The sequence below is a fragment of the Streptosporangium lutulentum genome (genome assembly GCF_030811455.1).
Lineage (GTDB): Bacteria > Actinomycetota > Actinomycetes > Streptosporangiales > Streptosporangiaceae > Streptosporangium > Streptosporangium lutulentum.
Window position 1 is genome coordinate 6,804,455 of the sequence record NZ_JAUSQU010000001.1, and the last position, 25,408, is coordinate 6,829,862.

Genomic DNA, 25,408 nt, shown 5'->3' on the forward strand with positions numbered 1-25,408 from the left:
ACCCCGCGAACGGGATACCGGTCCTTTCGGTGAATCACAGGTCAGACGGCCACGGCGAGCTGGGTGACCTCGCCCAGGCGGGCCTGGGCGGGGATGTCCTTGGTGATGCCGCCGCCCGCGATGATACGGACGGTCCAGTCACCGGGAGCGGCGAAGAAGCGGAAGATGCCCTCGTCGGACACCACGACCTCGCCGGTGAACTCGCCGGCGTGGTCCAGCAGGCGGGCGTAGGCCGTGCCCGTGCCGGAGACCACACCCTGGATGACGGCCTGGCTCGAAAGATCGATCCCGGCCGGAATGGCAACCGTCTGCTCTGGAGCAGCGCATCCGTCAGTCATTATCGTGCCTCTCCAAGTTCGATCGGCACGCCGACGAGCGAGCCGTATTCGGTCCATGAACCGTCGTAGTTCTTGACGCTTGCCTGGTCGAGAATCTCGTGCAGCACGAACCATGAGTGCGCCGAGCGCTCGCCGATGCGGCAGTAGGCGATGGTGTCCTTGGCGAAGTCGATGCCCTCGGACTCGTAAAGGGCCTTCAGGTCCTCGTCGGACTTGAAGGTGCCGTCGTCGTTGGCGGTCTTGGACCACGGGATGTTGCGGGCCGTGGGCACGTGACCGCCGCGCTGTGCCGCCTCCTGCGGAAGGTGGGCGGGGGCGAGCAGCTTGCCGGTGAACTCGTCGGGCGAGCGCACGTCGACCAGGTTGAGCTTGCCGATCGCGGCGACGACGTCGTCGCGGAAGGCGCGGATGGACAGGTCCTGGTCCTTGGCCTTGTAACTCGTCGCGGGCCGGTCGGCGATCTCCTTGACCAGCTCGCGGGACTCGAGCTCCCACTTCTTGCGGCCACCGTCGAGCAGCTTGACGTTGTCGTGGCCGTAGAGCTTGAAGTACCAGTACGCGTAGGCGGCGAACCAGTTGTTGTTGCCACCGTAGAGGACCACGGTGTCGTCGTTGCCGATGCCCCGGGCGGACAGCAACGCCTGGAAGCCCTCGCGGTCCACGAAGTCACGGCGGACCGGGTCTTGAAGGTCCTGCTTCCAGTCAATCTTCACGGCGCCACGGATGTGGCCCTTGTCGTAGGCACTGGCGTCCTCGTCCACTTCGACGAGAACGACACCAGGGGTGTCGAGGTTCGCCTCGACCCAGTCAGCGTCGACCAGGACGGCAGAGCGGCTCATGTAGATCCTCCGGAATTATCTTGCGGCGGGCAATAGGCGGCGAATGATCAAGTACATCTCGCAGCCGAGGCAGAAACCGAAAGCGGCGTTGAGAAAGGCGGCGAAGAGGGCCGCGGCGGTGGCTCCGTAAGCCAGCGGCGCGATTTGTGCGACATATCCGACCAAACCCACCAGGGCGAAGGCGAGTCCGACCCCCTGCGCGAAGCGCGGCGGGGCGGCGTCCTCTAATTCCCGGGGAGGGCTCTTCACTATCCCTTTGAAGATCATCCCGTACGGCGAGGCACCCAGAAGGCCCAGTGCGAACACCACGGCCTGAACGGCGAGCAGCCACGCGCTGCCTGTGATCAGGACGAGCGCGAGGACGACAGTCGTGACGACCGCGGCGAAACGGAGAGCCCGGGGATCAGCTTGCATCGCTTGATGCTCCTGCAGGGTTGTGCAGATCGGTGCGGCTCGACGGCCGCTTGAGATCGCCCTTTAGGAAGTGCGACAGAGCGCGGTGGCCACGCGGCAGAAATCAACCGCGCGCCGCTTCGTCAGCAGCTCTGTCCCGGAGTTCATGCTCATGACATTACCCCGACGCTCCGCCGCCTGTCACATCTCTGTCCAATTTCTGAGACAGAATTGTTCATTCAACGGTAGGGTGCCTCGCGCTCGCCCGCTGAACACCCTATTCATTCTCGGCTCATTCGCCGATCGCCAGGCCCAGGGCGCCGATCACGTCGGCCTTCCGCGGCTGGCCGGAGGCACGTTTCACCACACGTCCCGACGCGTCGAGGACGAGGACCGTCGGAGTCCGGAGAATGTTCAGCGACCGGACCAGATCCAGGCGGGACTCCGCGTCGATCTCCACGTGCGCCACCCCGGGCACCAGCCTCGTCACCTCGTCGAGGACCCGCCGGGTCGCCCGGCACGGCTGGCAGAAGGCGCTGGAGAACTGCACGAGCGTGGCCCGTTCCCCGAGCTCGGCGTGGATGTCGCCGGACGTCAGCAGCTCCACGTCACCCCTCACCTCGCGTGGCACGCCGCTACGGCGCCGCATCACCACGCCCACGAGCGTGGCCACGACGAGCGTGACGACCACCACGATCAAACCGGTCACAGAGCACGACAACACGCCGCCCCCGCCGGCCATTCCCCGTGCGGGTCCGCGAGCGGCCCCGCACCCACGCGCGCCGCCCGCGTTCGGGGCCGTCGGTCCGCCGTGTTCGCGAACGCCCCGTGTGCGTGGGCGGCCCGCGTTCGGGCCGTTTGGTCCGCAGTGCCCGCGGACGCCCCATGTGCGTGGGCGGCCCGTGTTCGGGGCCGTCGGTCCGCCGCGCTCACGGACGGCCCGTGTTCGCGGACGGCCCCGTGTTCACGGACGGCCTCGTATATGCGGACGGCCTCTCGATCAATGCCCGGAACGGGCGGGAACCGAGAGCAGCACCCGGCCTCCGGCGGTGGCGATCTCGAACCTGGAGATGTCCCGCGGCCGCATCGTGGTGGTGGCGAAGCCGTCCGACTCGTCGTAGGCGGCCTTGTCGACGATCCAGTTTCCGGCCCTCTCCCTGCTCCCGTCGATTCCGATCACGTCCAGCCGGCAGCGGGTGCCCTTGGCCACCCCGGAGAGCATGACCTTGATCTTGGTCCCTCCCTCTCCGGCCAGGGCGGTCACCGTGGCGCGGACGGAGCCGTCCGCGCTCCCGCCCTCGACCCTCAGATCCCCCGGCCTCAGCTCGCCGGGCTTCTGGTCGCCGAACCCCTGCGCGGCATCGGACTCCGGCCCCTCCGGAGCGCCCATCAGGGTCTCCGCGTCGGAGGTGGACGATCCGGAGGGGCTGGGTGGCGCGGCGAGGTCGGACTTGCGCTGCGCCGCGAAGGGTTCGCCGGCGCTCGCGGCGGCCGACTGGGACGCGGACGCCGTCGTGGCCTCGTGCGTGGGCCGGTTCACGGCCCAGATGCCCCCGCCGAGCCCGACCACCAGGACCGAGGCCGCGAGAGAGAGCATCACCCGGGTCATCCGGCGTCGCTTGACCGTGGCGCCGAGCAGCCGGTCGAGCACCACCTGGGGCGGGCTGGCCACCTGCGCCACGTCGCCCTCGGACACCTTGCCGAGGAACGCGGACACCCCGGTCAGCTCGTCGAACTCCGCCCGGCAGTCGGCGCACTCGGCGAGATGCGCCTCGACCAGGACGCACTCGTCCGGCTCCAGCGCGCCGAGCACGTACACCCCGAGCGACATCCGTACTTCTTCACAGGTCATCATCATGGCGCGAGCCCCCGCTCCTCCAGCGCCAGCTTGAGCGCCCGAAGCGCGTAATACGTGCGCGATTTCACCGTTCCGGCGGGGATGCCGAGTGCCTCGGCGGCTTCCTTGACCGACTTCCCCTGGTAGTAGACCTCGGCGAGCACCTCGCGATGCTCGGTCCGCAGGGTGGCCAGCGCCTCGGCGACCGCCCACGACTCCACGGCGCGGTCCAGCTCGTCGTCGGCGGGCACCACGGCGAGCGCCTCGTCTCCCGTCTCCGGGGGACGCGACCTTCGCGCCCGATGCTGGTCGACGACAAGGTTGCGGGCCACTGTGAACAGCCATGCGCGGATGGAGCCGCCGCCGATCGCGTCGGGATGCCGCCAGGCCCGCAGCAGCGTCTCCTGCACGACATCCTCCGCTCTCCCCGGGTCCCCCGTCAGCCGCAGGACATAGCCGTAGAGTGGCCCGCCGTGTTCGTCGAAGAGCGCTCTCACGAGCTGCTCGTCGGCGGTTCCGGCCTGGCTCACATCCTCACGACGTACGGTGAAGCGCCTCGGTTCATCCACGGGCCGCCTCAGTTGTGAAGCGGGACATCGGTGGCCTCGCCCGAGACCTCGATGCCCTCCGGAACGACCTTCACCCCGGTGACCTTGAGATCGAAGGGCAGGTTCTTGATCGGGATCGTGTAGGCGATGAACCGCTCCGGCTGCGGCACGGGGATGCCCTCGCCCAGCGTCACCTTCTCCGGGGTGAACCGCAGCTCGTCCTTGACCAGCTCGATCTTCATGGTGGCCTTCGCCGACACCTTCTGACCCAGCACGGTGATCTCTCCGTCGACGTTGAGCCCGTCGCCGGCGACCGCGACCTTGATCCCCTGCGGCGCCTTCTGGTTCAGCGTCGCCACGGGAATCACCACGGTGCCCGCCACGCGCTCGGCGCGCATGTCCAGCTGGTCGGCGCGGAGCACCAGGTCCTCCAGCGGCGCGGTGATCCCGTACAGCGTGAAGTCGACGCTGGACAGGCGGACCCCGGCGACGCTCATCGCGCCCGCGTCGACCTTGACCTCGTCGTACCGTCCGGCGATCGCCTGGGTCAGGAAGGGGACGCCGACGATGGTCACCTCGGGCGGGGTGTCGAGGTCGTACACGGCCATCGCCCTCGTGGCGATCTCCCGCTGCGCTCCGGCGACCGCCACCCTGTCCAGGATCACACCGAGAACGAGCAGCAGGATCAGGAAAGCGACCAGCTTGCGCATCTGACTCCCTGTTCATTCTGCGGATTCAGCCTGGGTGCCACCGCAGCACATCCCCTGGCAATCTTGTCTGAAACGCCGCGCCGCCGGTAGCACTTGCCCGCATATGAGGGGTCTGATCTATCGACTTTCTCCTCGCTTTTCCCCCGATAGTCCCCCGCCTTTCCCCCCAATGGTCTCCCGCCCGCCTCTCCCCGCGCGCCGATTTCCCGCGATGATCTTCCCGTCCGGGTCTCACGGCGCACCGGCTCCCCGTCGATCTCCCGCCAGGCTTCCCCGGTGATCTCCCGTCCGGGTCCTCGGTGATCTCCCGTCCGGGCCTCGCGGCGTGCCGCCCCGCAGGGAGGGCGCCAGCGGTCAGCCGCCCGCGAAGGGGGGAAGCACCTCGACCGTCGCGCCGTCCGCGAAGACGATCGTGTCGTGGGCCCGCGTGCCCACCGGATCACCGTTCACGAGGAACGACGCCCGCCGCATCACCCGGGCGAGCTCGTCGCGGCCCAGCGTGACCTTGCCTGTCAGCTCGGCCAGCGTCGCCGCCTCGAAGGACTCCTCCGCGACACCCGCCGCGTCCTTCGCCGCCGCCCAGTAACGGATCAGGCCCGTCGCCATACGCACACCAACTCCTTACGAACACATACAGTTACCACATCATTACGGCGAATCCGCCGGGGAAACATGTTCACCAGGTGGACGCTTCATGGACGCTTCCTCCTCGTGGGCTATCCTCACCTACTACGGGACCTGGGCGACGTAGCCCCCGGGTCCTTACGTGTTTGTACGGCTCTCGCCGACATAACGCGGGAAGGAGGCATCGTGAGCAATCTCCTGCTGCTCACCAACGCCCTGGAGCCCTCGACTGAGGTACTCCCGGCGTTGGGGCTGCTACTGCACTCGGTACGGGTCGCGCCGGCGGAGGCGTCCGCGCTGATCGACGCTCCGCCCGCCGACGCCATTCTGGTGGACGCGCGACGCGAACTCGCTCAGGCGAAGAGCCTGTGCCGCCTGCTGCGCACCACGGGCGTCGCCTGTCCCCTGGTGGTGATCGTCACCGAGGGCGGCCTGGCCGGGCTGACCGCCGAATGGGGTGTCGACGACGTCATCCTCGACAGCGCCGGGCCCGCGGAGGTCGAGGCGCGACTCCGGATGGCCGTGGGCCGCCTCAACCTGTCCGCCGCCGAGGAGGTCCCCGACGAGATCCGCAACGGCGACCTGTCGATCGACGAGGCCACCTACACCGCCCGGCTCCGCGGACGCGCGCTGGATCTGACCTTCAAGGAGTTCGAGCTCCTGAAGTATCTGGCGCAGCACCCCGGCCGGGTCTTCACCCGGGCCCAGCTCCTCCAGGAGGTCTGGGGCTACGACTACTTCGGCGGCACCCGGACCGTGGACGTCCACGTCCGGCGGCTCCGTGCCAAGCTCGGCGCCGAGTACGAAGCGCTGATCGGCACCGTCCGCAACGTCGGCTACCGGTTCGTTCCCGAGCGCGGCAACGAGGCCGCCGAGGAGCGCGAGCCCGTCCGGCGCTAGCCGTACCCCCAAAGTCGTTCAGATTTGCGCAAAATCATGTGCAGCAAATTTCGCGCAGGAGATGGTTCGCGCAAAAAACGGCGTAAGGCCCACCGGAGGAATCCGGTGGGCCTTACGTGTTCGGCTACGAGGTGACTACGGGACGACGGTGATGTGGTTGGGGACCGGGGGCGTGATCAACGGGTTCGCGGCGAAGTAGGCGGCGAAGGCGTCGATGTCGAGCGGTCCGCTCCACAGGTCGGTGCCGCCCTGGAAGGCCAGGAAAGCGTCACCGCCGCCGACGAGGAAGTTGTTGGCGGCGACCCTGATGCTCTGGGTGTCCGTCACGGCGACACCGTCGATCTTCATGTTGGAGATCTTCGAACCCCACGGCGCACTCGTGCTGTAGGTGTAGGTGAAGTTCGACGACGGCTGAAGGATCTTGGTGAAGGCCTGGTTGTTGGGCCCGCCGGTGAACTGCTGCTCCAGAACGGTCTTGAGCTGCGCACCGGTCAGCGTGACGGCCTGCATGAGGTTGTTGAACGGCTGCACGGTGAAGGCCTCGCCGTAGGTCACCACGCCGTCGCCTTCGAGGGCAGGCGAACCCGCGTAGGTGAGAGGGGCACGCACGCCGCCCGGGTTCATCAGGGCGATCTGGGCGTTGCCGCCGGTCCTGGTGGCCGCGAGCTGGCCGTCGGCGATGAGGTTGCCCAGGGAGGACTCGCCGGACGCGCCGCCGCTGCTGGTGATGTCAGCGGTGATCTTGCCGAGCGGCTTGTTGGCCACCGACGCGACCTTGCCCTTCCAGTAGTCGACGAAGTCGGAGATCTCCTTGTCCGGGGTGACGGTCCGGGTCACGACCTGGTTGTCGGCCACGACCGAGGAGCGCACGACGTCGCGGGTCTTGACGTCCACCTGGAAGTCGACCTTGGTGATCACTCGGCCGAACGAGCCGCCCTGGCTGTACAGGCGCGTGCCGCCCTTGGGGTCGGACACCTTGCACAGGTAGGCCTGGTGGGAGTGGCCGCTGAGGACCATGTCGATCTCGGCGTCGACCTGCGTGGCGATCCGGTTGCCCGCGCCCGGCTGGGCGGCGCAGGCGTCGGGCGACTGGCCCGCGGCGACCTGGTCGCCCTCGTGCACCAGCACGACCTGGGCCTTGACGCCGACGATCTGGAGGAGCTTGGAGGCGACGTTCGCGGCCTTGACCTCGTCGGTGAACTCCAGGTCCTTGATGCCCTCGGAGGTGACGATGTTCGGGGTGGTCTGGGTGACCAGGCCGATGAAGCCGATCGGCACGCCGTTCATCCAGCGGATGGCGACCGGGGGCAGGGCCGGGATGCCGTAGCCCTTCAGCAGCTTGCGCAGCTGGCCGGTGTGGCCGCCGCCGAGCGCGTCGAGCGCCTCCTTCTCGGCGGTGTTGTTCGGCCGCTTCAGGAGCACGTTCGCGCCGAGGTAGCTGTACTGCGCGCCCTTCCACTTGCCGGCGGGCGAGCAGCCGTCCACCGGGTGGCAGCCGCCGTTCATGATGCGCTTCAGCTCGGTGTAGCCCTCGTCGAACTCGTGGTTGCCCACGGCCGAGGCGGTGACGCCGACCTTGCCGAGGAACTCCACCGACGGCTCGTCGTGGTAGGCCGCGGAGATCAGCGGGGAGGCGCCGATCAGGTCGCCCTGGGCGACCTTCAGCGTGTTCTTGTCCGACATCTGCTTGAGGTGCGTGGCGACGTAGGCGGCGCCGCCCGCGTCCACGGTGGTACCGGTCTCATCGACCATACGGCCGGACGAACCCGTCGGCGGCTCCAGGTTGCCGTGGAAGTCGTTGAGGGAGAGCAGCCGGACCGGCACCGTCTTGGCGGGCTTGGAAGGCTTGGAGGGCTTGTTACCCGCTTCGGCCGTCCCGATGAGGAGCATCGAGCAGGCCCCGGCGAGAACGCCGGCCATAGCCAACCGCTGGAAGGAACGAGACATCATGAACCATGACACTAGGGTCACTATCTATGCAGAGAGTGTCTTAGAGATAACGATTCATCCGCCCAGAAGCTGGCGGATTTTGCCAGTCCCCGGTGATTCGCCGAACCGAAAGTCCCCTTAGAGTCCAGAACATGAACGTGCGTGTGGAACACAGAGGACGACTCGGCGAACAAGAGGTGACCGCCGTCCTCGCGGTGGTCGAGGCCGCCACGGAAGCCGACGGGGTCCGGCCACTCAACGAACACGTGATGCTCCACCTACGTTACGGCGGCGACGAGCGGGCGGGCGCCGTACTCCTGTACTCCGGGGAGGACCTCGTGGGCTACGCGCACGTGGACCCGACCGACCCGGTCGAGGGCCCGAGCGGGGAACTGGTGATCCACCCCGCCTTCCGCGGACGGGGTCACGGGCGCGACCTGCTGCGGGCCGTACTGGATCGGACGGGCGGGCACCTGCGCCTCTGGGCGCACGGCGGACACGCCGGCGCCGAGGCGCTCGCCGCGTCGGCGGGGTTCGCCAAGGTCAGGTCGCTCTGGCAGATGCGCCGTTCGCTGTTCTCCCCGATTCCCGACTTCACCCTCCCCGAGGGGGTACGGCTGCGCACGTTCGAGCCCGGATCCTCCGACGAGGAGGCCTGGGTCGCGCTCAACGCCAAGGCCTTCGCCCATCACCCGGAGCAGGGCGCGTGGACGCTGGAGGATCTGAAGCGGCGCGAGCAGGAGCCGTGGTTCGACCCGGCGGGGTTCTTCCTCGCCGATCGGCAGGCCCTCGCCGATCTGCGGGCCGGATCCGACGGCGACGGCCCGCCGGGAGCACCCGGCGCGGACGGCGGCACGGCGACGGCCGGGAGCCGGCTGGTCGGTTTCCACTGGACCAAGGTTCACGGGAACGGCGACCACGGGCACGAGCCGATCGGCGAGGTCTACGTGGTCGGCGTGGATCCCGCGGAGCAGGGAGGCGGGCTGGGCAAGTCGCTCACCCTCGCGGGCCTGGCCCACCTGCGTTCGCGGGGCCTGGCCCAGGTGATGCTGTACGTGGACGAGAGCAACACCGCGGCGATCCGCCTCTACGAGGGGCTGGGCTTCACCCAGTGGGACGTCGACATCATGTATCGCAAGTAGAGGTCTGCCGTCGATGGGAGAACGCCGGTCGGAACGGTCCCGACCGGCGTTCTTCGATCATTCGGCCGAACGCGGGTTCCCGGCGGCCCGATGGAACGCCGTGGATCCCGCGACGGTTACTCGACCATCCAGTGGAGCGCGTAGTAGGACAGCGCGGCGACCAGCGCGGCGGCCGGGATCGTGAGGATCCAGGCGGTCACGATGTTGCCCGCGACACCCCAGCGCACGGCCGACAGACGCTTGGTCGCGCCTACGCCCATGATCGCGCTGGTGATCGTGTGGGTGGTGGAGATGGGTGCGCCGAAGCCGATGGCCGCGGTGTAGAGCACGGTCGCCGCGGCGGCCTCCGCGGCGAACCCCTGCGGAGGCGTGAGCGCGATGATCCGGCGGCCGAGGGTCCGCATGATCCGCCAGCCACCCGCGTAGGTGCCCAGCGAGATCGCCGTCGCGGCCGAGAGGATGACCCACTGCGGAATCGGATCGCCGTCGTTCTGGTACCCCCCGACCACGAGCGCCAGGAAGATCACACCCATGGTCTTCTGCGCGTCCTGCAGGCCGTGACCGAGGGCCATGGCCGCGGCGGAGATCGTCTGCGCGTGACGGAATCCGCGGTTGGTCTTCGACGGCTGGGACCGGCGGAAGCCCCACAGGATGCCGATCATGATGACCGCGGCCAGGGTGAAGCCGATCAGCGGGGACAGGATCATCGGGATGACGACCTTGTCCAGCACACCGTCCCAGTGGACGGCACTCGACGAGGCCAGCGCCGCCCCGACCAGGCCGCCGATCAGCGCGTGGCTGCTTGAGGACGGAAGGCCGAAGTACCAGGTGACGAGGTTCCAGACGATCGCCCCGATGAGGCTGGCACCGACGATCACCAGACCGTGGGTGCCCTGCGGGGCGTCGATGATGCCCTTGCCGACGGTCGCCGCCACCTGCGTACCCAGATGGGCACCCAGGAAGTTCATCGCCGCGGCCATGAAGAGCGCGGCCCTGGGCGTCAGCGCGCGCGTCGAGACGGAGGTCGCGATCGCGTTCGCGGCGTCATGGAAACCGTTGGTGTAGTCGAAGACCAGCGCCACGACCACCACGCCGATGACAAGTGCAAGTGAAAGATCCACTTAACTTTCCTTGACCGCGATCGACTCGATCGTGTTGGCCACGTGCTCGAAGGCGTCGGCGGCCATCTCCAGCTGATCGATGACCTCCTTCATCTTGAGCACGGTCAACGCGTCGTACTCCCCGCCGAAGAGCTTGGCGAGAAGGCGGCGGTAGACCTGGTCGGCCTGGTTCTCCAGTCGATTGATCTCGATCCAGTACTCGTTCAGGTTCTTCATCGAGCGCAGCCGGGGCATGGCCTCGGCGGTCAGCTCGGCGGCGCGTTCCAGCACCTCGACCTGTCGGATGACCTCCTTGGGAAGGTGGTCGATCTGGTACAGGACGATGAGGTCGGCGGCCGCCTCCATGTAATCCATCACGTCGTCGAGGTTCGACGCGAGACGGTAGATGTCTTCGCGGTCGAAAGGCGTGATGAAGCTCTCGTTGAGCCGGTTCATGATCGCGTGAGTGCGTTCGTCGCCGGTGTGCTCACAAGCGCGCATCTTCTCGGCCAGGGCTTCCCTGTCCGATCCGTCACTGATGATCTCGACCAGCAGACGGGACGCTGTGACGAGGTTGTTCGCCGAATCAGCGAACAAGTCGTAGTAGCTGTCCTCACTAGGCGTGAGACGCAGGCGCACGTCGTTCTCCAGATGTGCGGGGATGGTCCGCAGAGAAGGGTACGGGTTACCAGCGGAAATGCGAACTTCACCCGCTCGACACACACTCTTCCACTAGTCGCCACCTGGCGTATACCCAGCGACCTTCGGTTTGAGGGAGTCTTGAGGGCATCTTCCCGATGACCGTTTTTGCTCGTTTTCGGCCACATTATGCCGAAGACAGGTCACGTATGGGACTCTCCCCCCGGGGGGACGTCCGGGTCGAGGCACTCGCCCCGCCCTCAAGCTCCGGCGCCGTCGACCGTACCGCCCGAAATCCATTGACGTGAGATCACGGACGGATTCGGAATCCGGGGACGGTCACGGTGACATCCGCCATGACGATCCACCGAATCGGCGCGGAGGCCGTCGCTCGCGATCGTCCTGAGGCGGGGTCACCCTGAGGCGTGCCCCGAGGTGTCTCCTTCCCGAGGTGGCTCCTTGAGGTGTCTCCCGCCTCGGGGGCTTGCGTCGGGTCCCGTCCGGCGCCGGGGTGTCAATGGTCGATCCGGGGATGTCTCGCCGGTCCACCTCGGAGTGAGCCTGTCCGCCTCGGAGTGAGCCTGTCCGCCTCGGAGTGAGGCGGCCTCGTTCACCCGATGAGCGGCCTCAGATCCGGGTCTGGTGAAAGTTCAGATAGGAACGGCTCGGCGTCGGCCCCCGCTGCCCCTGGTAGCGCGAGCCGTACTTCTCGGAGCCGTAGGGATGCTCGGCGGGCGAGCTGAGCCTGAACATGCAGAGCTGCCCGATCTTCATGCCGGGCCAGAGCTTGATCGGCAGTGTCGCGACGTTGGAGAGTTCGAGAGTCACATGCCCGTTGAAGCCCGGGTCGATGAAGCCTGCCGTGGAGTGGGTGAGCAGACCGAGCCTGCCGAGCGAACTCTTCCCCTCCAGCCTCGACGCGATGTCATCGGGAAGGCCGACCACCTCGTACGTGCTGGCCAGGACGAACTCTCCCGGGTGGAGGATGAACGGCTCGTCCTTCTCCGGCTCGACCAGCCGCGTGAGATCAGGCTGCTCGATCGCCGGATCGATGTGCGGGTATCGATGGTTCTCGAAGACCCTGAAGTAGCGGTCCAGGCGGATATCGATGCTGGACGGTTGCACCATCTCCGGTTGAAAAGGATCAATTTTGACCCTCCCGGATTCGATCTCGGCAAGGATGTCACGATCGGAAAGCAGCACGTGAAGCAACCTACCAACCAACGCCACATCCCCGGGCAGCCGCCGGCGCCCCTGCTCGGCAGGTTGCCGATCTTCGGCCCCGTGGACGACGAGGGGCTCGGTTTCCGCTACAGTGGTGTCGCGACATAACGCTGCGGGTGTAGTTCAATGGCAGAACATCAGCTTCCCAAGCTGACAGCGCGGGTTCGATTCCCGTCACCCGCTCCAATCTTTAAGGCCCAGGTCACGGATAACTTCCGGAGCCGGGCCTTAATCGTTTCTCGGACTGTTCGATCTTCTCGGGCCATTAGCGGGCCATTAGCTCCGCGATCATCCTGCGGGCACCTCATCGGCGTCGCCGTCGTTCCGCTTCGTCAGCTGCCTGTCGATCGCGTCTGTGATCGCCCGGTCGGCACCCCGTACGGCGTGCTGATAGATCATCGCGGCGCGCACGTTGTCGTGCCCCATCCTGGCCATCAGGTCCTTGAGCCCTGCGCCCGACTCGGCGGCGAGCATGTTGCCTGTGTGCCGAAGGTCGTGAAAGTGCAGACCTGGCATGCCCATCTCCTTAACCACGTCCACCCACCGCGTGCGGGTGTTGAAGCCACTCCGTCGTAGTGGCCCGCCCTTGGCACCGGGGAACAGCAACGCGCCCGGCTCGTCCTGAACGTAGGTGGCGATGTGCTCGCGCAGCGCCGAAACGATGTCCTTGGGAATGCCGACCACGCGCCGACCGGCTTTGGACTTGAGCGGACCAAGAACCAGACCACCGGTCGAGCGTTCAACGTAGGCAACTCGGATACGTACTGTTCCCGCATCAAGGTCGACGTCTGTACGGCGCAGCGCACTCACCTCACCCCATCGCAGACTGGCGAAGGTGGCCAGCAACACCAGGGCGCGGAAGCGCCGGTCATGGGTGCAGTCGGCCCGCCCGTCCGTCCCCATCTTCCACAGCGCCCTTTCGGCGTCGGCACGACCAGTGAAGACCTCGGGATGGGTGCGCATCTCGCCGTACCGCTGAAAGCGCAGCCGGTAGGCGTTGTCTTTGAGCTTGCGGACGTTGCCGACCGGACGACGGCCCACCAGGTCGGCCAGCTCGAAGACCTGAGCCACGGTGAGCACCGGGCGCTCCTGGGCGTGCTCGTCGCCGGCCCCGCGGATCCGGCACGGGTTGCGCGAGATGATGTGATCCTCTTCGACCGCCGTCATCAGCACGGCCCGCAGCAGGCGATACGCCTTAGACGCCACGCTGACTGAAACCCCGTTGCCGAGCAGGTCGGCTCGCCACTGCCGAACCATCGCGGTGGAAATCTTCCCGACTGCGGTGTTGCCGAGATACGGGGTGATGTGTTTCTTAAGGAGCCAGCGATAGAGATCGACCGTGCGCGGCCGGAGGCCGGGACGCTGGGAGATCCACGTCTCGGCATAGTCCTTGAACTTGACCTTGCCGCGTTCCGGGTCGGTCCACTCGCCCCGGATGATCTGCGCCTCGATCAACAACAGCGCCCGCTCTGCGTCGGACTTGCGTTCGTAGGTCTCGGTACCGCTGCGCATCAGCCCATCTGGACCGGGATAGCGGATCTGGTAGCGGCCGGACTCGCGCTTGCGGATGTTGCCGAAACGTCGGTGACCGTCTCTGTTGGCCATCAGGCCGCCCTCCCAGTGATGTCGGAAGCCGCCAGGGGTTCGACCGTCCCTGCGGCGACGAAAGCGAGTAGTGCGGACTCCCGGATGCGGACGTGACGGCCGATCTTCACGAACTCGATCCGGCGTTCCGCGATCAGTCGGCGGATGAAGCGCTCCGAGGTGTGGAGCAGTGCGGCGGCCTCATGGGCCTTGAGTAGTTCGTCCATGCGTTCTCCTGTCAGGCGGCCAGTGACGTTGCCGAAAGATCTGGGGTGGGTCTTCCGTCTGCTCTGGCTTGGAGTTCGGCCAGTCGCGCACGGGTGCGGTGGCGGTTGGCGACGCCGCGCAGCAGGCGTTTGGCCAGCGGGGTCCGAGTCGGGTCGGAAGTGGAGACCGGCCGCCAGAGGTAACGGTGTGGGTCAGTGGCCGTCTCATCGGGCAGGCCGAGCATGTCGAGCACCCAGGCACGGCGATCTTGCTTGTGCTCGCGCAAGGTCTTGTTCGACCACTTGCGCGAGACCAGGACGCGGCGTCCGGCGTAGCCGAGGTGCTCGGGCTTGTGCGCCTTGCCCTTGCACCGGCCCGGCATCATCCCGGCTTTGGCGCCCTTGGGCTGCACCCCGTAGCGCAGCCAGTTGGCACACGTCGGCGAGCACGGTTCGTAGCGCAGCGCCTCCACCATCCGGGCGGCATGGTCGCGGCGAACACGGTCATCAGCGTCGAGGGTGTCGCCGAGGGACTTGGTCAGGTACTTGGTCAGGTAGCTGACGCGCTTGTGAGCATCCGGGGACCCGGCGACGATGCCCTGAACATCGACCTGGGCGCCGAAGCGCAGCACGTGCAGCGGTTCGGCCGTCTCGTCGGCGTCGAGCTGGTCGAGCGCCTCATCCCAGGTGGCCAGGAGTTCACCGGTGGCCGGGTCGAGGTAGTCACCGCTCTGCCCATCCAGGTAAGCGGCCCCATCGCCGAGGTCGGCCCGTTCGGCCCAGACCGGCAGGTGATCGCCGTCGAAGCGGACCTCATCCACGGCAGGCCACCACACCTGGTGGTAGGTCGCGGCGGCGATGGCCTTGATCTCCGCACGGGGCAGCGTCCCGCGGATCGCCATGTGCAGATGCGGCGCGAACCTCTTCTGTGGTTCCACGGTGGCGAAGTACTGCACGTCGTAGCCGGCCACCCGCCGGAGGTTTTGCACGAACCGGTCGACGAGCTTGGAGAAGTGCAGCGCGTCCCGAGCCGCCGCCGCGTAGTCATAGGTGCTCGGATCGACCGGCACCCCCTGACCGGAGCGGATCCGGCCGTAGGAGGGAAGGGTGAGGGTGACGAACAGCGACGGCCGATACACCCTGCCATCAGGAGCGCTGAACGTGCGCCCGAGGGTGGTGTCCTGCTTGGCGCGCTTGGGCAGGTCCGGGGCATCTTGGCGACGCCGGGTGGAGCGCGAGCGCTTGGGAGCACTCCGGCCGCCCAGGACGTTGCCGCGTATCCCGGAGGCGTTGATCTCCGCATCGATGCCCACGATCGCCTCGTCCCAGTCGGCGACCTCTTCGCCGTGACCGTCGCGTTCGGCCTCATCGCGCTTGGCCTGCACGTCGGCGCGGAACTCGATCAGCCACTGTTGCTCTTCGGTGGAGGGGTTCGGTTCGGCGACGGGTTCGGCTTCCAGGTGCCAGCCCTCGCGGCATTGGGCCATCCGGAGTTGCCGGTTGCGCTTGGCGCACGGCGGGCACTTGGCTTCTTGGGTGGCCCCGCATGGGACGTCGAATGACTCGCTCTGGCCGGTGTGGACGTCGAGGCGCCGTAGTTCGATGGGGCGGATGCAGACGCCGTTGAGTTTGGCGACCTCGATCGCCACATCCAGCGCCAGGGGCAGGGTGTCACGGACCAGGCGGGGAAGCGTGCGGTCGGAGGCGTCTGCCGGGATCTCGGCCGCGGGGGTGGATGGGTGGGTGGGGATGTCGGTCACATGGCCTCCTCTGCGGTGAGCACGTCGGCGGTGAATCGGTAGGAGGGGCTGTAGGGGTCGCGGCGGAGCCGGATGTTGACCAGGTTGGAGAGCACCAGCTCAAAGCGCGCCGGGGAGTCGGACAGGGTGTCGAGCAGGCGGAAGGGGATCGCGTCGATCTCGGCGAGGGTGCCCTGAATGATGATCTTCATCGGGCCACCTCACCCGTCAGCGGTAAGGGCAGGGTGTTCGCGGTGAAGGCGGCGGCCATGGCGCGGATGTCGGCGTCGGAGACGTAGCTGGCACGGGCGCGCATCGGCTCCGGCGAGGTCTCCAACCGGGCGTAGGCGATGCCCGCGCCGAGGTCCGGCTGAGGGGAGATCAGGTCGGCCAGCGCTCCCCTATCGCGTGCGCCGTCGCCGAGGACCATGTCCACCTGTTCGGACTCATCCAGCCGTAGCGCGATCTTGTCGGGGAACAGGTTGCGGATGCTCAGCACGTCTTTTCGCGGGTCCTGGAGAGCGGCCAGCACGCCGACCCCGACCGCGCGCCCTTGGGTGGTGAGCGTGGCCAACGCGGCCGAGATACGGACCTTGAGGCCCTTGTCGGATTGGTAGGCGGTTAGGAACGCCACCTCGTCGACCACCACCAGGACGAACGGATCATCCACGGTGGGGATGTGGTTGCGTTGGATGCCGGCGAAGCGGCCCGCCCGCTCTTGCATGACCTTGACCGCGTCTTCCAGAAGGTCGGCGCAGGCGGCCGGATCGGCGGCGTAGCGGTCGAACAGGTCACGGCCGAAGGACAGCTCCATCAGCTTGGGATCCAGTGCCCAGATCTGGACCAGGCCCGCGCGCATCGCAGGCAGCAGGCCCCGGATGGCCGACCAGATGATTGAGCCCTTGCCCGCCCCGGTAGCCCCGGCGACCAGAACGTGCGTGCCGTGGACTTTGAGCCGCCACGGGGTGCCGTCCTCGCGCTTGCCGATCTCGACCGGCCCGACCGAGGCCACCGCGGGAATCGGCAGGGCCGGTAAGGGGACGGCCAGCGGATCACGCCGGGGAAAGGCCAGCAGCAGGCGGCCCGGCCGAGCGACGGTGACCCGGCAGGAGGTCGCGCCGAACCCGTGGGCGAGGTTCTCGATGCGGTCGGACCAGTCGGTGACTGATTGGCCGGTGAGCATCTTCACCGTGACCAGGTCGGCCCAGGAGGTGCACCGGACACCGACGAGGTGGGGCAGGTAGTCGCGGCCCTTGAGGTGGCGGCCGAGGCCGGAGATGAACATCACCGGTTGCCAGTGCCGCCGGTAGATCCAGGTGAGCCGCCACCAGGCCAGCAGCCGCCAGCCGACCAGCCGCAGGAATGAGGGACGGTCGGCCACGCGCCAGGCGGTGAGGCCGACGAGCGCCAGGACGACCAGAGCCACGCCCCATTGCCAGCCGACCAGCCAGGCCAGCGCGCAGGGGGCGGCGATGGCGGCCGAGGCGATCGGGTGGCGCCAGAGTAGCCGTACGAGGCCGGCCAGCAGTCGCCAGGCGAAGATGACGATGGTGATGATCGCCGGGGTCTGGACCACGGCCGGGCGAAACACCACAGCGGTGTCGGGGGTGGTGGAGACGAGGTGTTGCGCCTCGTCTCCAGGCAGTTTTTTGAACATTAGGCTTGAGCCTTCTTCCTTGGATTTGCGTGTGAGGGAGAACTGAGGGGCCGCCGGAATGCCAGTTCCAGCGGCCCCGCTTGCTTGTCAGGCCGCTTTGCCCTGGTCGGGCTTGCTGGTCTGGGGCGAGGTAGTGAACTTGCTCTCGACCGAGCGGGCAAACTGGTCGGCCTCGTGGGCGAGCTGGCGGGCGAAAGCGACATCGGAGGCGGTGACCAGGTCGCCGGCGGTGGTGGTGACCAGGACCGAGAGGGCGCCGAAATCGAGCGCCAGGACCGGGGTGCGTGACGGGTAGGGGTGGTTGGTGGCGCGGGCGCCACGGCCGGTGTTCAGGCTGATGGTGCTGATGCGGTGGGTTCTACGACGCGTCATTAGGCGACGTCCTTTCCAGCGGTAGCGGGGGTCTTGGCAGGTGCGGCACCGGAGCCGGTGCGGGGGGCGCGCATCGCGCGGACCTTGATGGAGTAGGCCAGGCGTCCAGTGCCGTTGACGTAGGGGGTGACGGTGATGTGGTCGAACTCGACCGGGGTGAAGGGCAGGCCCGGCATCGGGGCCGGCGGCACCGGCTGAACCGGGGTGAGGATCTTGACGGCGACGGTTTTCTGTCCGGGCTTGACGGTGGGGTCGGCGTCCATGACAGCGACCTGCCACATCGGCTCGCCGGTGGACTTGTCGCGGGACTGAACGAAGCGGCCGTTGGTGGAGGCGTCGAAGTCCTTGACCGGTTCGACTTCGCCGACGATGTAGCAGCCGTGGGGGAAGACCATGTCGAAGGTGACGGGGATGGGTCCTTGTAGAGCCATGATGGCACTCCTCTTGTTGACTGACAGGCACTTGACCTATCAAGTGATTTGAGAATAAGAGAGCCCGCTTGATAGGTCAAGTGCCTAAGCGGACTCAGAGGGTGAGACTGACCTAACCGATCGGATAGGCATCCTCCAACTCGTGGCGATCGGCCGGAAGCAGCACCTCGACGACGACCAGGGCGTGGCCGGCCGCATCGCGCACCGCCGCATAGACGCCCAGCAGCGGGACGTTCTTCGGCATGCCGAGCCGCTTGATCTCCTCGGGGGTAGGCATGCGCGCGGTGATCTGTTCCACGATGTGATCGAAGCGCACCCCCTTACGCGAGCGCAGATGCTCCCCCAACCCCTCGGGCAGCGGTTCCGCGCTGGTCAGGTCGGTGCCCTCCGACAGCTCCAGCGGCAACCACACCGAAACGATCTCAGCCGGTTCGCCATCACGGCTGACCAGACGCCGGCGCAGGAATGCCTTGCTCTTCGGGGCGATGCCGAGGAGAGCGGCGATCCGGTTGGGTGCGGCCAGTGCCGCAGCTTCCAGTACCTCACCCGTAGAGCGGGTCTCGGCGCCGGTCAGGTATGCCTGTCCGGGGCGGGGTTGTTCCATCGTGGTCATCGCCGGGCGTCCGCGGACGAAGCGGCCCTTGCCCTGCTGGGAGTCGATCCAGCCTTGTTCGCGCAGTACGCGTAGTGCGGCGACCACGGTGGGCCGGGAGACGCCGAACTCGTTGATCAGCTGGTTCTCGCTGGGCAGGAGCGAGCCCGGAGGGTAGTCCCCCGACTCGATGCGCCGTTGAAGGGCCTGGACAAGCTGGGCATACTTCGGCGGCACGGACTCTAGTGACATTACGACCGTCCATCACCCGACAGGTTGTTTTACCAAGCTAGAGCGTAACTTGGCTTCCCCCACCTGTCACGCGACGCAGGACAGGAAGGCCATACAGAACAGAGCCCGGCAGGCAGCGAGCGGGAAGAAGGACGTATGGGTACGGGGGTGGGCCGCATACGTCGGCTCTGCTGCCTGCCGGGAGGTGAAGAGCGTGACGAGGCAGAGGTAATGCTCCCTGGCGCCCCTCCGCGCCGGAGGACACCGCCTCGCCACGCCCGTCTATCGGCCGATGTAATCGGCCAAGACCTGAGCCGCGCCCGCCACGTCATTCACCGGGTGCCGCTTCTCGGCGGACTGCCAGGAGTAGAAGGTGCCGCCGTAGCCGACGAACACCCACACCGGCAGACCAACACCGGGCCGGGGAATCATCAGCGCGCTGTCGTTGTCACGCAGCTCAGCGCGCACCCCGAGCCGCACCAGCGCCTCCCGCAGCAAGGTGAGGGCGAGGGCGTCGTTTTGCTGCTGTTGCTCGTACAAGCGGGCTGCGGCGGCTTGCATGATCGGATTCATCTCACGTTCCCTTCGGCCCGGCCGCTTGCGAGGCAGTCGAGACATTCCTGTTCTCCATACGTCTCGGGATCACTGCCGCTCTCGCCGAGGAAAAGGGCACGGCGCGAGCTGCGCAGCTTGGTTCCACGTCCCCGACAGGCAGGGCAGGGGCGTGTCTCGCTGGTCTCCTCTGGCCGGGTCACCGTCGCCATCTCCTCGAATGTGATCCGCGCTCCCTGCGGCGGAAGGCGGGCTGACGTACCGTGGTTGCTTGATGGCAAGTCCACCGGCAAACCACGAACGGCAGGACCCCCGAAAGGCCCCCCTCATTCCCCCCTCTTGAGCCCCCAGCCGGGAGGAAGGCCCCCAGATGCCCGATAACATCCCCAACGTCCAACTCCGGGCGTGGCGGAACGAGCACTATCTGACGCGTGCCGATATGGCCGTCCGGGTCAACGCCACTGCGATTGGTATCGCCGAACGGCTGACATGCGACGAGGAGCGCATCAGGCGTTGGGAGGCGGGCGAGGTCTCCTGGCCGCACACGTCCTACCGGCTTGCGCTGATGCAGTTGACCGGCATGCAACCCGAAGCACTGGGATTTCGCCAAAACCGGCGTGGTCAGAGCCGCCTCATTGAGGCCACGGCGATGCCCATGGACGCACTCCGGGCCGAGGCCGACCTGTACGGAACCATGGAACTCGCCCAGCAGCTCCAGGCGTCCGACGTCGGCAACGGAACGCTTGAAGCTCTCGCCGAGGCTGTCGATCTCCTCTGCCGCGCCTATCCCATCGTTTCGGCCGCCACGTTGCGCGACCGGACCCAGAAACGCCTGGCTCAGATCACTCGGCTGTTAGCCGGTCGAGTCACCCTCGACCAGCACCGCGAACTCCTGGTCATCACAGGCTGGCTGACCGCGCTACTGGGATGTGTCCATTACGACCTAGGCGAGCGCGAAGAGGCCGAGACCGCCCGCCGTGCAGCCTATGAGATGGGTCGCCAGGTCGGACACGGTGAACTCATGGGCTGGGCCTATGAGATGTCGGCGTGGTTCGCCCTGGTCGAAGGCCGCTACGAAGACGTGGTCGCCTCAGCCCGCATGGGCCAGGCCGCTGCCGGCCAGTCCAGCGCCATGGTCCAACTCACCCTGCAAGAGGCCCGCGGACTGGCCCGCATCGGCGACCGCCGCGAAGCCGACAAGGCCCTCAGTCGAGGAGCCGACATCCTCGCCAAGCTCCCGCTCCCTGGAAACCCTGACCATCACTTCGTGTTCGACCACGCCAAGTGGGTCTTCTACGCCGCCACGGCATACACCTGGCTCGAAGACAACGACCGCGCCGAAGAACATGCCCTTGAGACGATCCAAATGCACACCCGCCCCGACGGCACCTCCAACGCCCCCATGCGCGTCGCCGACGCTCACATAGACCTCGGCATCATCCATGCCCGACGCGGCGATCTCGACGCCGCCGTAGAGCAGGGAATGACAGCGTTCGACATCGACCGCAAATCTCTCACCGACCTTGTCAACCGCGCCGCAGATCTGGACCGCGTCATCCGACAGCGCTACCGTCGCGAAGCTCTCGCTGAGGAGTTCCACGAACGTTATGTGACCGCCCGCCGCGCCCTAACCACTCGCCGTCCCGAGCTCCTTGGCTGACCGCTTTAGAGCGACCACCAGCGGCACCTGCCAAACATGTCCCAGGACTGATATGCCAAGCGCATTCTGGAGCAGGACATAACAGCACATATCGCCAGATGGGAACCTTCTCCACATCGCCAAGGCACATGCCGCCTGCGGTGTCCCACGCGTCGGGCGGTCGCTGGCCGTGCTGCGGCTCTTCGGCCGGCCAGCACTGCCCACGCACTCGGGAAGCCATGGAGTTTCCAAGGCATGCTGCAGATGCATCGGGGACAACAACGCCAAGTTGCCAAGACTTGCGCCGAAGAACATGACCACAGCACAATCCAACATGAAGCTCTCCGCTAATGCGCCCAGAGCCGTAACAGCCGAGATTCGATTACTACGCAAGGCGTTTCTGAGGTCTAAGCAATCCAGCAATCAATGGGATGTGAGAGTTGAACAAGTTTAACCCCTCATTAGAGGATACGCCATCCCTGTATCGTGCTGCTGACTCAGCATCAACTAGCGGCCAACGACGGTTCCTCCATGCTACTAAAACTAGGTTGATCCTATTATCCTTAGCGGCAGCATCCGCGATAACTAGTTGGCGAGTTGGGGGCACTGAAGTATTAGCGTTAGTATCTGCAGTAGCATTCGCCGGAGCCCTTATCGCAGAAATATATCTCGCACTGACGAAGCCCGAGAAATTATGGTATGAAGGGCGAGCTGTTGCCGAGTCAGCGAAAACGCTAATGTGGCGTTTCATGGTAGGTGGTGCGGCGCTAGGAATAAAAGAGCCCAAGCTAGCTGCAGAAGACCATCTTCTAAGCAGATACCGAGAGATTGCAAATGACCTGCCCGGCCTAGAGCTAATCCCTACCGTAGGACTATCGGATCAAATAACTGAATATATGCGCAAGGTTAGGGCCTTGCACCTGAAAGAACGCATGCGATACTACATAAAAGGACGACTTGATAATCAGATAGATTGGTACGGCCAACGGTCCAGATGGAACCGCAAACATGCGACTATATGGGTGACGTTATTGCTCATGCTAGAGCTAGCGGGACTAATCGCGGCGATCCTTAGAGCTACCGGAATGCTCCCGATCGATATCATGGGGATTCTCTCCGCGGTAGCTGCTGGCGGGATAGCGTGGGTGCAAGCGAAACAATATCAGGCACTTGCAGCAGCATACGCTGTTGCTTATCATGAGTTGGCCATCATCAAGACAGGCGCTTCAAAGGTTCTTTCTGAAGAGGCTTGGGCAACTTACGTGGCCGCAGCCGAAGATGCCATCTCGCGTGAGCATACTTTGTGGCGCGCATCGAGACCCTTCGCCTAAAGCAAACGCACTGCGCCCTGAGCTATTCGCGTATCTCTAGATAAGGGCGATAGGCTGGATGAATCTCAAATCGCGCTTGCTTTCCGGAAGATTTCTCCAATTTGCGCGCCAAGACTTCTGCTCGCCGCATTTCTCCAGGCGTTCCGTAGTAGTCGAAAACACCTCGACTAGTCTCGATGCCAATGAATCCATGCCTACGAAGAATACTGAGGATGGAATCGATGGCTTTCTCATCTTTCGCGTTGGACTGTAAGAGCTCTCTGATCTGGGCAAGTTCTAGAATGGCAGGTTCTCCTGCAAACTCAAAAAGTATAGGCTCAAGATCGAGCGATGCCGCAATCCCTTCCACTAAGAGCGCCTCATACGCGAACAGGCTGTAGGATCGCTCAGCTTCGAGGACATCCTCCTCAGTCACGAGCGCATGTCGAGCGTTAGCGGCACGACTGACAGCTGCATTCGCGAAAAAAACTAGGTCTCTAGGACGAGGCTGCACCCGTGACAGTACGTATTCTTTGGAGTCGATGCCGCGGATCTTTTTTTGAAATAGCATGGTCCACAGATCTTCTGGACTGCCTTTTTTCCGAGAATCCCAGAATCTATCCTCAAGGACTCGAGCTAGGAGATCCTTATCGCGCCATTCTATCTCCGAAACAACGATCTTATCAGGCTCTCTGGCATGGTTGCGCACATACGCAAAAATATCGCTTCGAATAAACACAGTGAGCGACACGTTGACTGGATTCTTGGCTGACTTTTCGCGATGGAATTCGTCTGTTATTCGACCAATCGTAGACAATAATCCCAGGAGCAGGCGAGAGAGCAGATCAAGGTCTGCGCCATTTTCCCATGCCTTATCGAGGTTGTCGATCAAGAGAGCCACTCTTTCTCGCCTCGCGAGAGCGGCGCCTAGAAGCCGCCGCAGTTCTTTAAGCGTGCCTCCGAATAGTGCTGAGTTGATTTGATTGCGAGCATTCTGCACACCAATAACAGCTAGATCGGCATCGAGCCAGCCCTTCAGTGATTCTGTCAAAATATCGAGACGCACGGCGAAGCTCGCTTCGAGACCGCCGTGCTTCTCTTCAATACAGCTTCGGAGATCATCTAGTGGGGACCCAACAGCAATGCCGGCAGGCATTCGTTCTGCCTCATCTATGGCACGTATGGCTATTTCGGTATAGATGAGATATTTCCAGAAACCCTCTATTAGATAGTCTTCGAGATGCTTCGGATTTAGCTTTTGAAGTATCTCAATGAGACCATCCAGCTCATAACTTGCAGGCTTTATAACACATACGAGATTGCGAGCATCCTGCTGAAGTGTTTGAGCCGCCTGTAGCATATTGGCCGTTTTCCCAGTTCCCTTTCGGCCACTGAAAATTACAGCTCGCGCTTCTAGAACATCCTTGTAATCTCGCGTTTCTACAAAATATCTATCGAGTCCGGATTTATCGGATTCCGCAACATGGTTCCCGAATTGTAGAGATTCTAGCCCCATCGACAAATGTTTCCGGACTCTCGATGCCGGTCGAGAATCAGGGAGGCGGATGTTTTCCATCCAGGCCTCGATGCCCTTACGTATCTCTCGTGTTGCTGAGTATCTAATCGCCAAGTCTCGATAGTCGATCGCAGTCTCTTCCTGGCGTTCGGTTACCAGGAGAACGTCCCTACTGAGCCCTCGAGCCAAACCCGCCAGAAGAGACACCCTCGGATTCCATATTTCAGCAAGATAGGCTCGCGAGGGAGTTAGGTGGAAAATAGCGGCATGCGACTTATGCACTTCTTCTGCAAACCATGCTAACGGGGCGCTACCATACTCGGACAGATCAAGCTGTTCAATTGAATACTTTTTGTATAGCTTGAGAGTTCGATCGAGCATATGTGATGGCTCGTCTCGCTTTCCACTGGGGATGTATAGCAGTCGCGATTCCTCGTATGATTCGGAGGATCCACCTAGCAAATCATCCAGAAGTGGAGTTGAGGCTTTTTCTATGGAAGAAGCTATTTTATAAGTAAGCTCTTCCGAGTTTGCGTAGCCAATATATCCTGTAGTAGTTAGGAGGGCAAAGTCACGCCATCTCTTCTCTGCATCTTTGTCTTGAGAGTCCCGCACGATTAAAACTTTCTTACTTTTTCCAATCGCAAGGCCCAATTCAAAGAGAACGTTGTGGTTCATGCTGGTCAGGTCAAATATTCCAATTGTGCAATTATCAATCGCGCTTTCGACTTCATTTATGATGAGTCGGCCATCTACCTGAAGGTCTTCCCACGTAAGAGACTCAGTTACGAGATCGCTTGAGGATAGTTGTGCTGCAACGCTGGCCAACGTCTCACGTAGGACTTCGGGCTTCGTGCTGTAGCCAAAGAAAAGACGGTCCATAATTTCCCTTTCATGGAGTCTTTATCCGTGATCGACTCACGGTCCCAGACACCGTGCAGGCTCCTCGAGAGAAGTAAGCGGACGCGCCAGATTATATGAGCCCATTTCTTAATCTTCTAGCAATGTCTAAAATGTCTTCAAAATATCACTTTTTGAAGATTTGCGCGTTTTGGTACCTGTGGGGCCAAGGATGCCTCGCTGATTGCCGAAGAAGCTTAGGGTGGTTGGCTGCCTCGCCGCTTCCAGTGCTCGAGCCTTGGCCGACCCTGCGCCCCGGGTGGCCTGCCATCGGATGACGTGGTGACCACAGCTGATGGGCTACATGGGATATTCGCGAGATAATCGAAATGATCAAGCTGCCCGGATGAGCCATCACCGCGTTTCAGTAGTTCAGTTCATATGGGCAGCCAGCCCCGCCCGCGCTCTCCTAATGTGAGTGCCCTTAGACCATTGCCGAATTGTTCTTGTAGGTAT

At 64.5% G+C, this 25,408-nt stretch carries 28 protein-coding genes and 1 tRNA gene; 6 read left to right on the forward strand and 23 right to left on the reverse strand.

The annotated features are described in order from the left end of the window. Positions 1–41: 41 nt before the first annotated feature. The 9 genes from J2853_RS30170 to J2853_RS30205 form a co-directional block, all read right to left on the reverse strand. Positions 42–338: a DUF1416 domain-containing protein gene (locus J2853_RS30170; RefSeq protein ID WP_307563853.1), complete on the reverse strand. Its 297-nt coding sequence runs from the start codon at positions 336–338 to the stop codon at positions 42–44. Continuing rightward, positions 338–1,177, reverse strand: coding sequence for a sulfurtransferase (locus J2853_RS30175; RefSeq protein ID WP_307563855.1), 840 nt, complete (start codon positions 1,175–1,177; stop codon positions 338–340). The genes J2853_RS30170 and J2853_RS30175 overlap by 1 nt, the downstream gene beginning before the upstream one ends. A 15-nt stretch (positions 1,178–1,192) precedes the next feature. Beyond that, positions 1,193–1,591: a DUF4395 domain-containing protein gene (locus tag J2853_RS30180; protein ID WP_307563857.1), complete on the reverse strand. Its 399-nt coding sequence runs from the start codon at positions 1,589–1,591 to the stop codon at positions 1,193–1,195. A gap of 63 nt (positions 1,592–1,654) precedes the next feature. Next, positions 1,655–1,744 carry an Ms5788A family Cys-rich leader peptide gene (locus tag J2853_RS47960; RefSeq protein ID WP_370879359.1) on the reverse strand — a complete coding sequence of 30 codons (90 nt, stop codon included), beginning with the start codon at positions 1,742–1,744 and terminating at the stop codon, positions 1,655–1,657. Between the two features lie 118 nt (positions 1,745–1,862). After that, the gene (locus tag J2853_RS30185) at positions 1,863–2,279 is read right to left on the reverse strand and encodes a TlpA family protein disulfide reductase (RefSeq protein ID WP_370879360.1); all 417 of its coding nucleotides are present in this window, start codon (positions 2,277–2,279) and stop codon (positions 1,863–1,865) included. A gap of 291 nt (positions 2,280–2,570) precedes the next feature. Beyond that, positions 2,571–3,428, reverse strand: coding sequence for an anti-sigma factor family protein (locus J2853_RS30190; RefSeq protein WP_307563859.1), 858 nt, complete (start codon positions 3,426–3,428; stop codon positions 2,571–2,573). Then, on the reverse strand, positions 3,425–3,976 hold the full coding sequence (locus tag J2853_RS30195; RefSeq protein ID WP_442480519.1) for a sigma-70 family RNA polymerase sigma factor: 552 nt from the start codon (positions 3,974–3,976) through the stop codon (positions 3,425–3,427). The genes J2853_RS30190 and J2853_RS30195 overlap by 4 nt, the downstream gene beginning before the upstream one ends. An 8-nt stretch (positions 3,977–3,984) precedes the next feature. Further along, positions 3,985–4,665 carry an LmeA family phospholipid-binding protein gene (locus tag J2853_RS30200; protein WP_307563861.1) on the reverse strand — a complete coding sequence of 227 codons (681 nt, stop codon included), beginning with the start codon at positions 4,663–4,665 and terminating at the stop codon, positions 3,985–3,987. 354 nt (positions 4,666–5,019) lie between these two features. Further along, on the reverse strand, positions 5,020–5,271 hold the full coding sequence (locus J2853_RS30205) for a MoaD/ThiS family protein (RefSeq protein WP_307568879.1): 252 nt from the start codon (positions 5,269–5,271) through the stop codon (positions 5,020–5,022). A gap of 204 nt (positions 5,272–5,475) precedes the next feature. Between J2853_RS30205 and J2853_RS30210 the strand changes: the two genes are divergently transcribed. After that, a complete protein-coding gene (locus tag J2853_RS30210; RefSeq protein WP_307563863.1) occupies positions 5,476–6,189 on the forward strand; it encodes a winged helix-turn-helix transcriptional regulator in 714 nt (237 codons plus the stop codon). Positions 6,190–6,324: 135 nt separating this feature from the next. On the opposite strand, the gene J2853_RS30215 is transcribed toward J2853_RS30210, so the two are convergent. After that, entirely contained in the window at positions 6,325–8,139 is a 1,815-nt protein-coding gene (locus tag J2853_RS30215; RefSeq protein WP_307563865.1) for a bifunctional metallophosphatase/5'-nucleotidase, read from the reverse strand. A gap of 131 nt (positions 8,140–8,270) precedes the next feature. Between J2853_RS30215 and mshD the strand changes: the two genes are divergently transcribed. Beyond that, entirely contained in the window at positions 8,271–9,260 is a 990-nt protein-coding gene (mshD, locus tag J2853_RS30220; protein ID WP_307563866.1) for a mycothiol synthase, read from the forward strand. Between the two features lie 116 nt (positions 9,261–9,376). Here the strand turns inward: mshD and J2853_RS30225 are convergent, their stop codons facing one another. The 3 genes from J2853_RS30225 to dcd form a co-directional block, all read right to left on the reverse strand. Then, positions 9,377–10,381 carry an inorganic phosphate transporter gene (locus J2853_RS30225; RefSeq protein WP_307563868.1) on the reverse strand — a complete coding sequence of 335 codons (1,005 nt, stop codon included), beginning with the start codon at positions 10,379–10,381 and terminating at the stop codon, positions 9,377–9,379. Further along, positions 10,382–10,999, reverse strand: coding sequence for a DUF47 domain-containing protein (locus tag J2853_RS30230; RefSeq protein WP_307563870.1), 618 nt, complete (start codon positions 10,997–10,999; stop codon positions 10,382–10,384). It lies immediately after the preceding gene. A gap of 627 nt (positions 11,000–11,626) precedes the next feature. Further along, a complete protein-coding gene (dcd, locus tag J2853_RS30235) occupies positions 11,627–12,202 on the reverse strand; it encodes a dCTP deaminase (protein ID WP_307563872.1) in 576 nt (191 codons plus the stop codon). On the opposite strand from dcd, the gene J2853_RS30240 reads away from it, so the two are divergent. Continuing rightward, entirely contained in the window at positions 12,203–12,331 is a 129-nt protein-coding gene (locus J2853_RS30240) for a hypothetical protein (protein WP_307563874.1), read from the forward strand. Between the two features lie 4 nt (positions 12,332–12,335). Continuing rightward, a tRNA-Gly gene (locus J2853_RS30245) sits at positions 12,336–12,409 on the forward strand. Between the two features lie 102 nt (positions 12,410–12,511). On the opposite strand, the gene J2853_RS30250 is transcribed toward J2853_RS30245, so the two are convergent. The 9 genes from J2853_RS30250 to J2853_RS30290 all read right to left on the reverse strand — a co-directional run bounded on the left by J2853_RS30250 (position 12,512) and on the right by J2853_RS30290 (position 19,608). Beyond that, positions 12,512–13,828: a tyrosine-type recombinase/integrase gene (locus tag J2853_RS30250; RefSeq protein WP_307563876.1), complete on the reverse strand. Its 1,317-nt coding sequence runs from the start codon at positions 13,826–13,828 to the stop codon at positions 12,512–12,514. Continuing rightward, positions 13,828–14,034, reverse strand: coding sequence for a helix-turn-helix domain-containing protein (locus J2853_RS30255; protein ID WP_089212647.1), 207 nt, complete (start codon positions 14,032–14,034; stop codon positions 13,828–13,830). The genes J2853_RS30250 and J2853_RS30255 overlap by 1 nt, the downstream gene beginning before the upstream one ends. An 11-nt stretch (positions 14,035–14,045) precedes the next feature. Then, a complete protein-coding gene (locus J2853_RS30260) occupies positions 14,046–15,773 on the reverse strand; it encodes a replication initiator (protein WP_370879361.1) in 1,728 nt (575 codons plus the stop codon). Further along, positions 15,770–15,964 (reverse strand): hypothetical protein, encoded by a 195-nt coding sequence (locus J2853_RS30265; protein ID WP_307563878.1) that lies wholly within the window; start codon positions 15,962–15,964, stop codon positions 15,770–15,772. The genes J2853_RS30260 and J2853_RS30265 overlap by 4 nt, the downstream gene beginning before the upstream one ends. Next, positions 15,961–17,409, reverse strand: coding sequence for an FtsK/SpoIIIE domain-containing protein (locus J2853_RS30270; protein ID WP_307563880.1), 1,449 nt, complete (start codon positions 17,407–17,409; stop codon positions 15,961–15,963). Before J2853_RS30270 ends, J2853_RS30265 begins: the two co-directional genes overlap by 4 nt. Before the next feature lie 87 nt (positions 17,410–17,496). Then, positions 17,497–17,781: a hypothetical protein gene (locus J2853_RS30275; RefSeq protein ID WP_307563882.1), complete on the reverse strand. Its 285-nt coding sequence runs from the start codon at positions 17,779–17,781 to the stop codon at positions 17,497–17,499. Beyond that, positions 17,781–18,212 carry a plasmid replication, integration and excision activator gene (locus J2853_RS30280; protein ID WP_307563884.1) on the reverse strand — a complete coding sequence of 144 codons (432 nt, stop codon included), beginning with the start codon at positions 18,210–18,212 and terminating at the stop codon, positions 17,781–17,783. The genes J2853_RS30275 and J2853_RS30280 overlap by 1 nt, the downstream gene beginning before the upstream one ends. Positions 18,213–18,324: 112 nt before the next feature. Continuing rightward, on the reverse strand, positions 18,325–19,056 hold the full coding sequence (locus J2853_RS30285) for a GntR family transcriptional regulator (RefSeq protein WP_307563885.1): 732 nt from the start codon (positions 19,054–19,056) through the stop codon (positions 18,325–18,327). A 261-nt stretch (positions 19,057–19,317) separates the two neighbouring features. Beyond that, positions 19,318–19,608 (reverse strand): hypothetical protein, encoded by a 291-nt coding sequence (locus J2853_RS30290; RefSeq protein WP_307563887.1) that lies wholly within the window; start codon positions 19,606–19,608, stop codon positions 19,318–19,320. A gap of 349 nt (positions 19,609–19,957) precedes the next feature. On the opposite strand from J2853_RS30290, the gene J2853_RS30295 reads away from it, so the two are divergent. After that, positions 19,958–21,247, forward strand: a complete 1,290-nt coding sequence (locus J2853_RS30295) for an NsdA family TPR-like regulatory protein (protein ID WP_307563889.1) — start codon at positions 19,958–19,960, stop codon at positions 21,245–21,247. A 419-nt stretch (positions 21,248–21,666) separates the two neighbouring features. Beyond that, positions 21,667–22,557 (forward strand): DUF4231 domain-containing protein, encoded by an 891-nt coding sequence (locus J2853_RS30300; protein WP_307563891.1) that lies wholly within the window; start codon positions 21,667–21,669, stop codon positions 22,555–22,557. 22 nt (positions 22,558–22,579) lie between these two features. On the opposite strand, the gene J2853_RS30305 is transcribed toward J2853_RS30300, so the two are convergent. Then, a complete protein-coding gene (locus J2853_RS30305; RefSeq protein ID WP_307563893.1) occupies positions 22,580–24,934 on the reverse strand; it encodes a P-loop ATPase, Sll1717 family in 2,355 nt (784 codons plus the stop codon). Between the last annotated feature and the right edge of the window lie 474 nt (positions 24,935–25,408).

What these genes read in the sequence shown, in the direction of transcription:
- J2853_RS30170 (WP_307563853.1), bottom strand. Translation starts at nt 338, where the DNA reads ATGACTGACGGATGCGCTGCTCCAGAGCAGACGGTTGCCATTCCGGCC.
- J2853_RS30175 (WP_307563855.1), bottom strand. Translation starts at nt 1,177, where the DNA reads ATGAGCCGCTCTGCCGTCCTGGTCGACGCTGACTGGGTCGAGGCGAAC.
- J2853_RS30180 (WP_307563857.1), bottom strand. Translation starts at nt 1,591, where the DNA reads ATGCAAGCTGATCCCCGGGCTCTCCGTTTCGCCGCGGTCGTCACGACT.
- J2853_RS47960 (WP_370879359.1), bottom strand. Translation starts at nt 1,744, where the DNA reads ATGAGCATGAACTCCGGGACAGAGCTGCTGACGAAGCGGCGCGCGGTT.
- J2853_RS30190 (WP_307563859.1), bottom strand. Translation starts at nt 3,428, where the DNA reads ATGATGATGACCTGTGAAGAAGTACGGATGTCGCTCGGGGTGTACGTG.
- J2853_RS30200 (WP_307563861.1), bottom strand. Translation starts at nt 4,665, where the DNA reads ATGCGCAAGCTGGTCGCTTTCCTGATCCTGCTGCTCGTTCTCGGTGTG.
- J2853_RS30205 (WP_307568879.1), bottom strand. Translation starts at nt 5,271, where the DNA reads ATGGCGACGGGCCTGATCCGTTACTGGGCGGCGGCGAAGGACGCGGCG.
- J2853_RS30215 (WP_307563865.1), bottom strand. Translation starts at nt 8,139, where the DNA reads ATGATGTCTCGTTCCTTCCAGCGGTTGGCTATGGCCGGCGTTCTCGCC.
- mshD (WP_307563866.1), top strand. Translation starts at nt 8,271, where the DNA reads ATGAACGTGCGTGTGGAACACAGAGGACGACTCGGCGAACAAGAGGTG.
- J2853_RS30250 (WP_307563876.1), bottom strand. Translation starts at nt 13,828, where the DNA reads ATGGCCAACAGAGACGGTCACCGACGTTTCGGCAACATCCGCAAGCGC.
- J2853_RS30255 (WP_089212647.1), bottom strand. Translation starts at nt 14,034, where the DNA reads ATGGACGAACTACTCAAGGCCCATGAGGCCGCCGCACTGCTCCACACC.
- J2853_RS30265 (WP_307563878.1), bottom strand. Translation starts at nt 15,964, where the DNA reads ATGAAGATCATCATTCAGGGCACCCTCGCCGAGATCGACGCGATCCCC.
- J2853_RS30270 (WP_307563880.1), bottom strand. Translation starts at nt 17,409, where the DNA reads ATGTTCAAAAAACTGCCTGGAGACGAGGCGCAACACCTCGTCTCCACC.
- J2853_RS30275 (WP_307563882.1), bottom strand. Translation starts at nt 17,781, where the DNA reads ATGACGCGTCGTAGAACCCACCGCATCAGCACCATCAGCCTGAACACC.
- J2853_RS30280 (WP_307563884.1), bottom strand. Translation starts at nt 18,212, where the DNA reads ATGGCTCTACAAGGACCCATCCCCGTCACCTTCGACATGGTCTTCCCC.
- J2853_RS30285 (WP_307563885.1), bottom strand. Translation starts at nt 19,056, where the DNA reads ATGTCACTAGAGTCCGTGCCGCCGAAGTATGCCCAGCTTGTCCAGGCC.
- J2853_RS30290 (WP_307563887.1), bottom strand. Translation starts at nt 19,608, where the DNA reads ATGAATCCGATCATGCAAGCCGCCGCAGCCCGCTTGTACGAGCAACAG.
- J2853_RS30295 (WP_307563889.1), top strand. Translation starts at nt 19,958, where the DNA reads ATGCCCGATAACATCCCCAACGTCCAACTCCGGGCGTGGCGGAACGAG.
- J2853_RS30305 (WP_307563893.1), bottom strand. Translation starts at nt 24,934, where the DNA reads ATGGACCGTCTTTTCTTTGGCTACAGCACGAAGCCCGAAGTCCTACGT.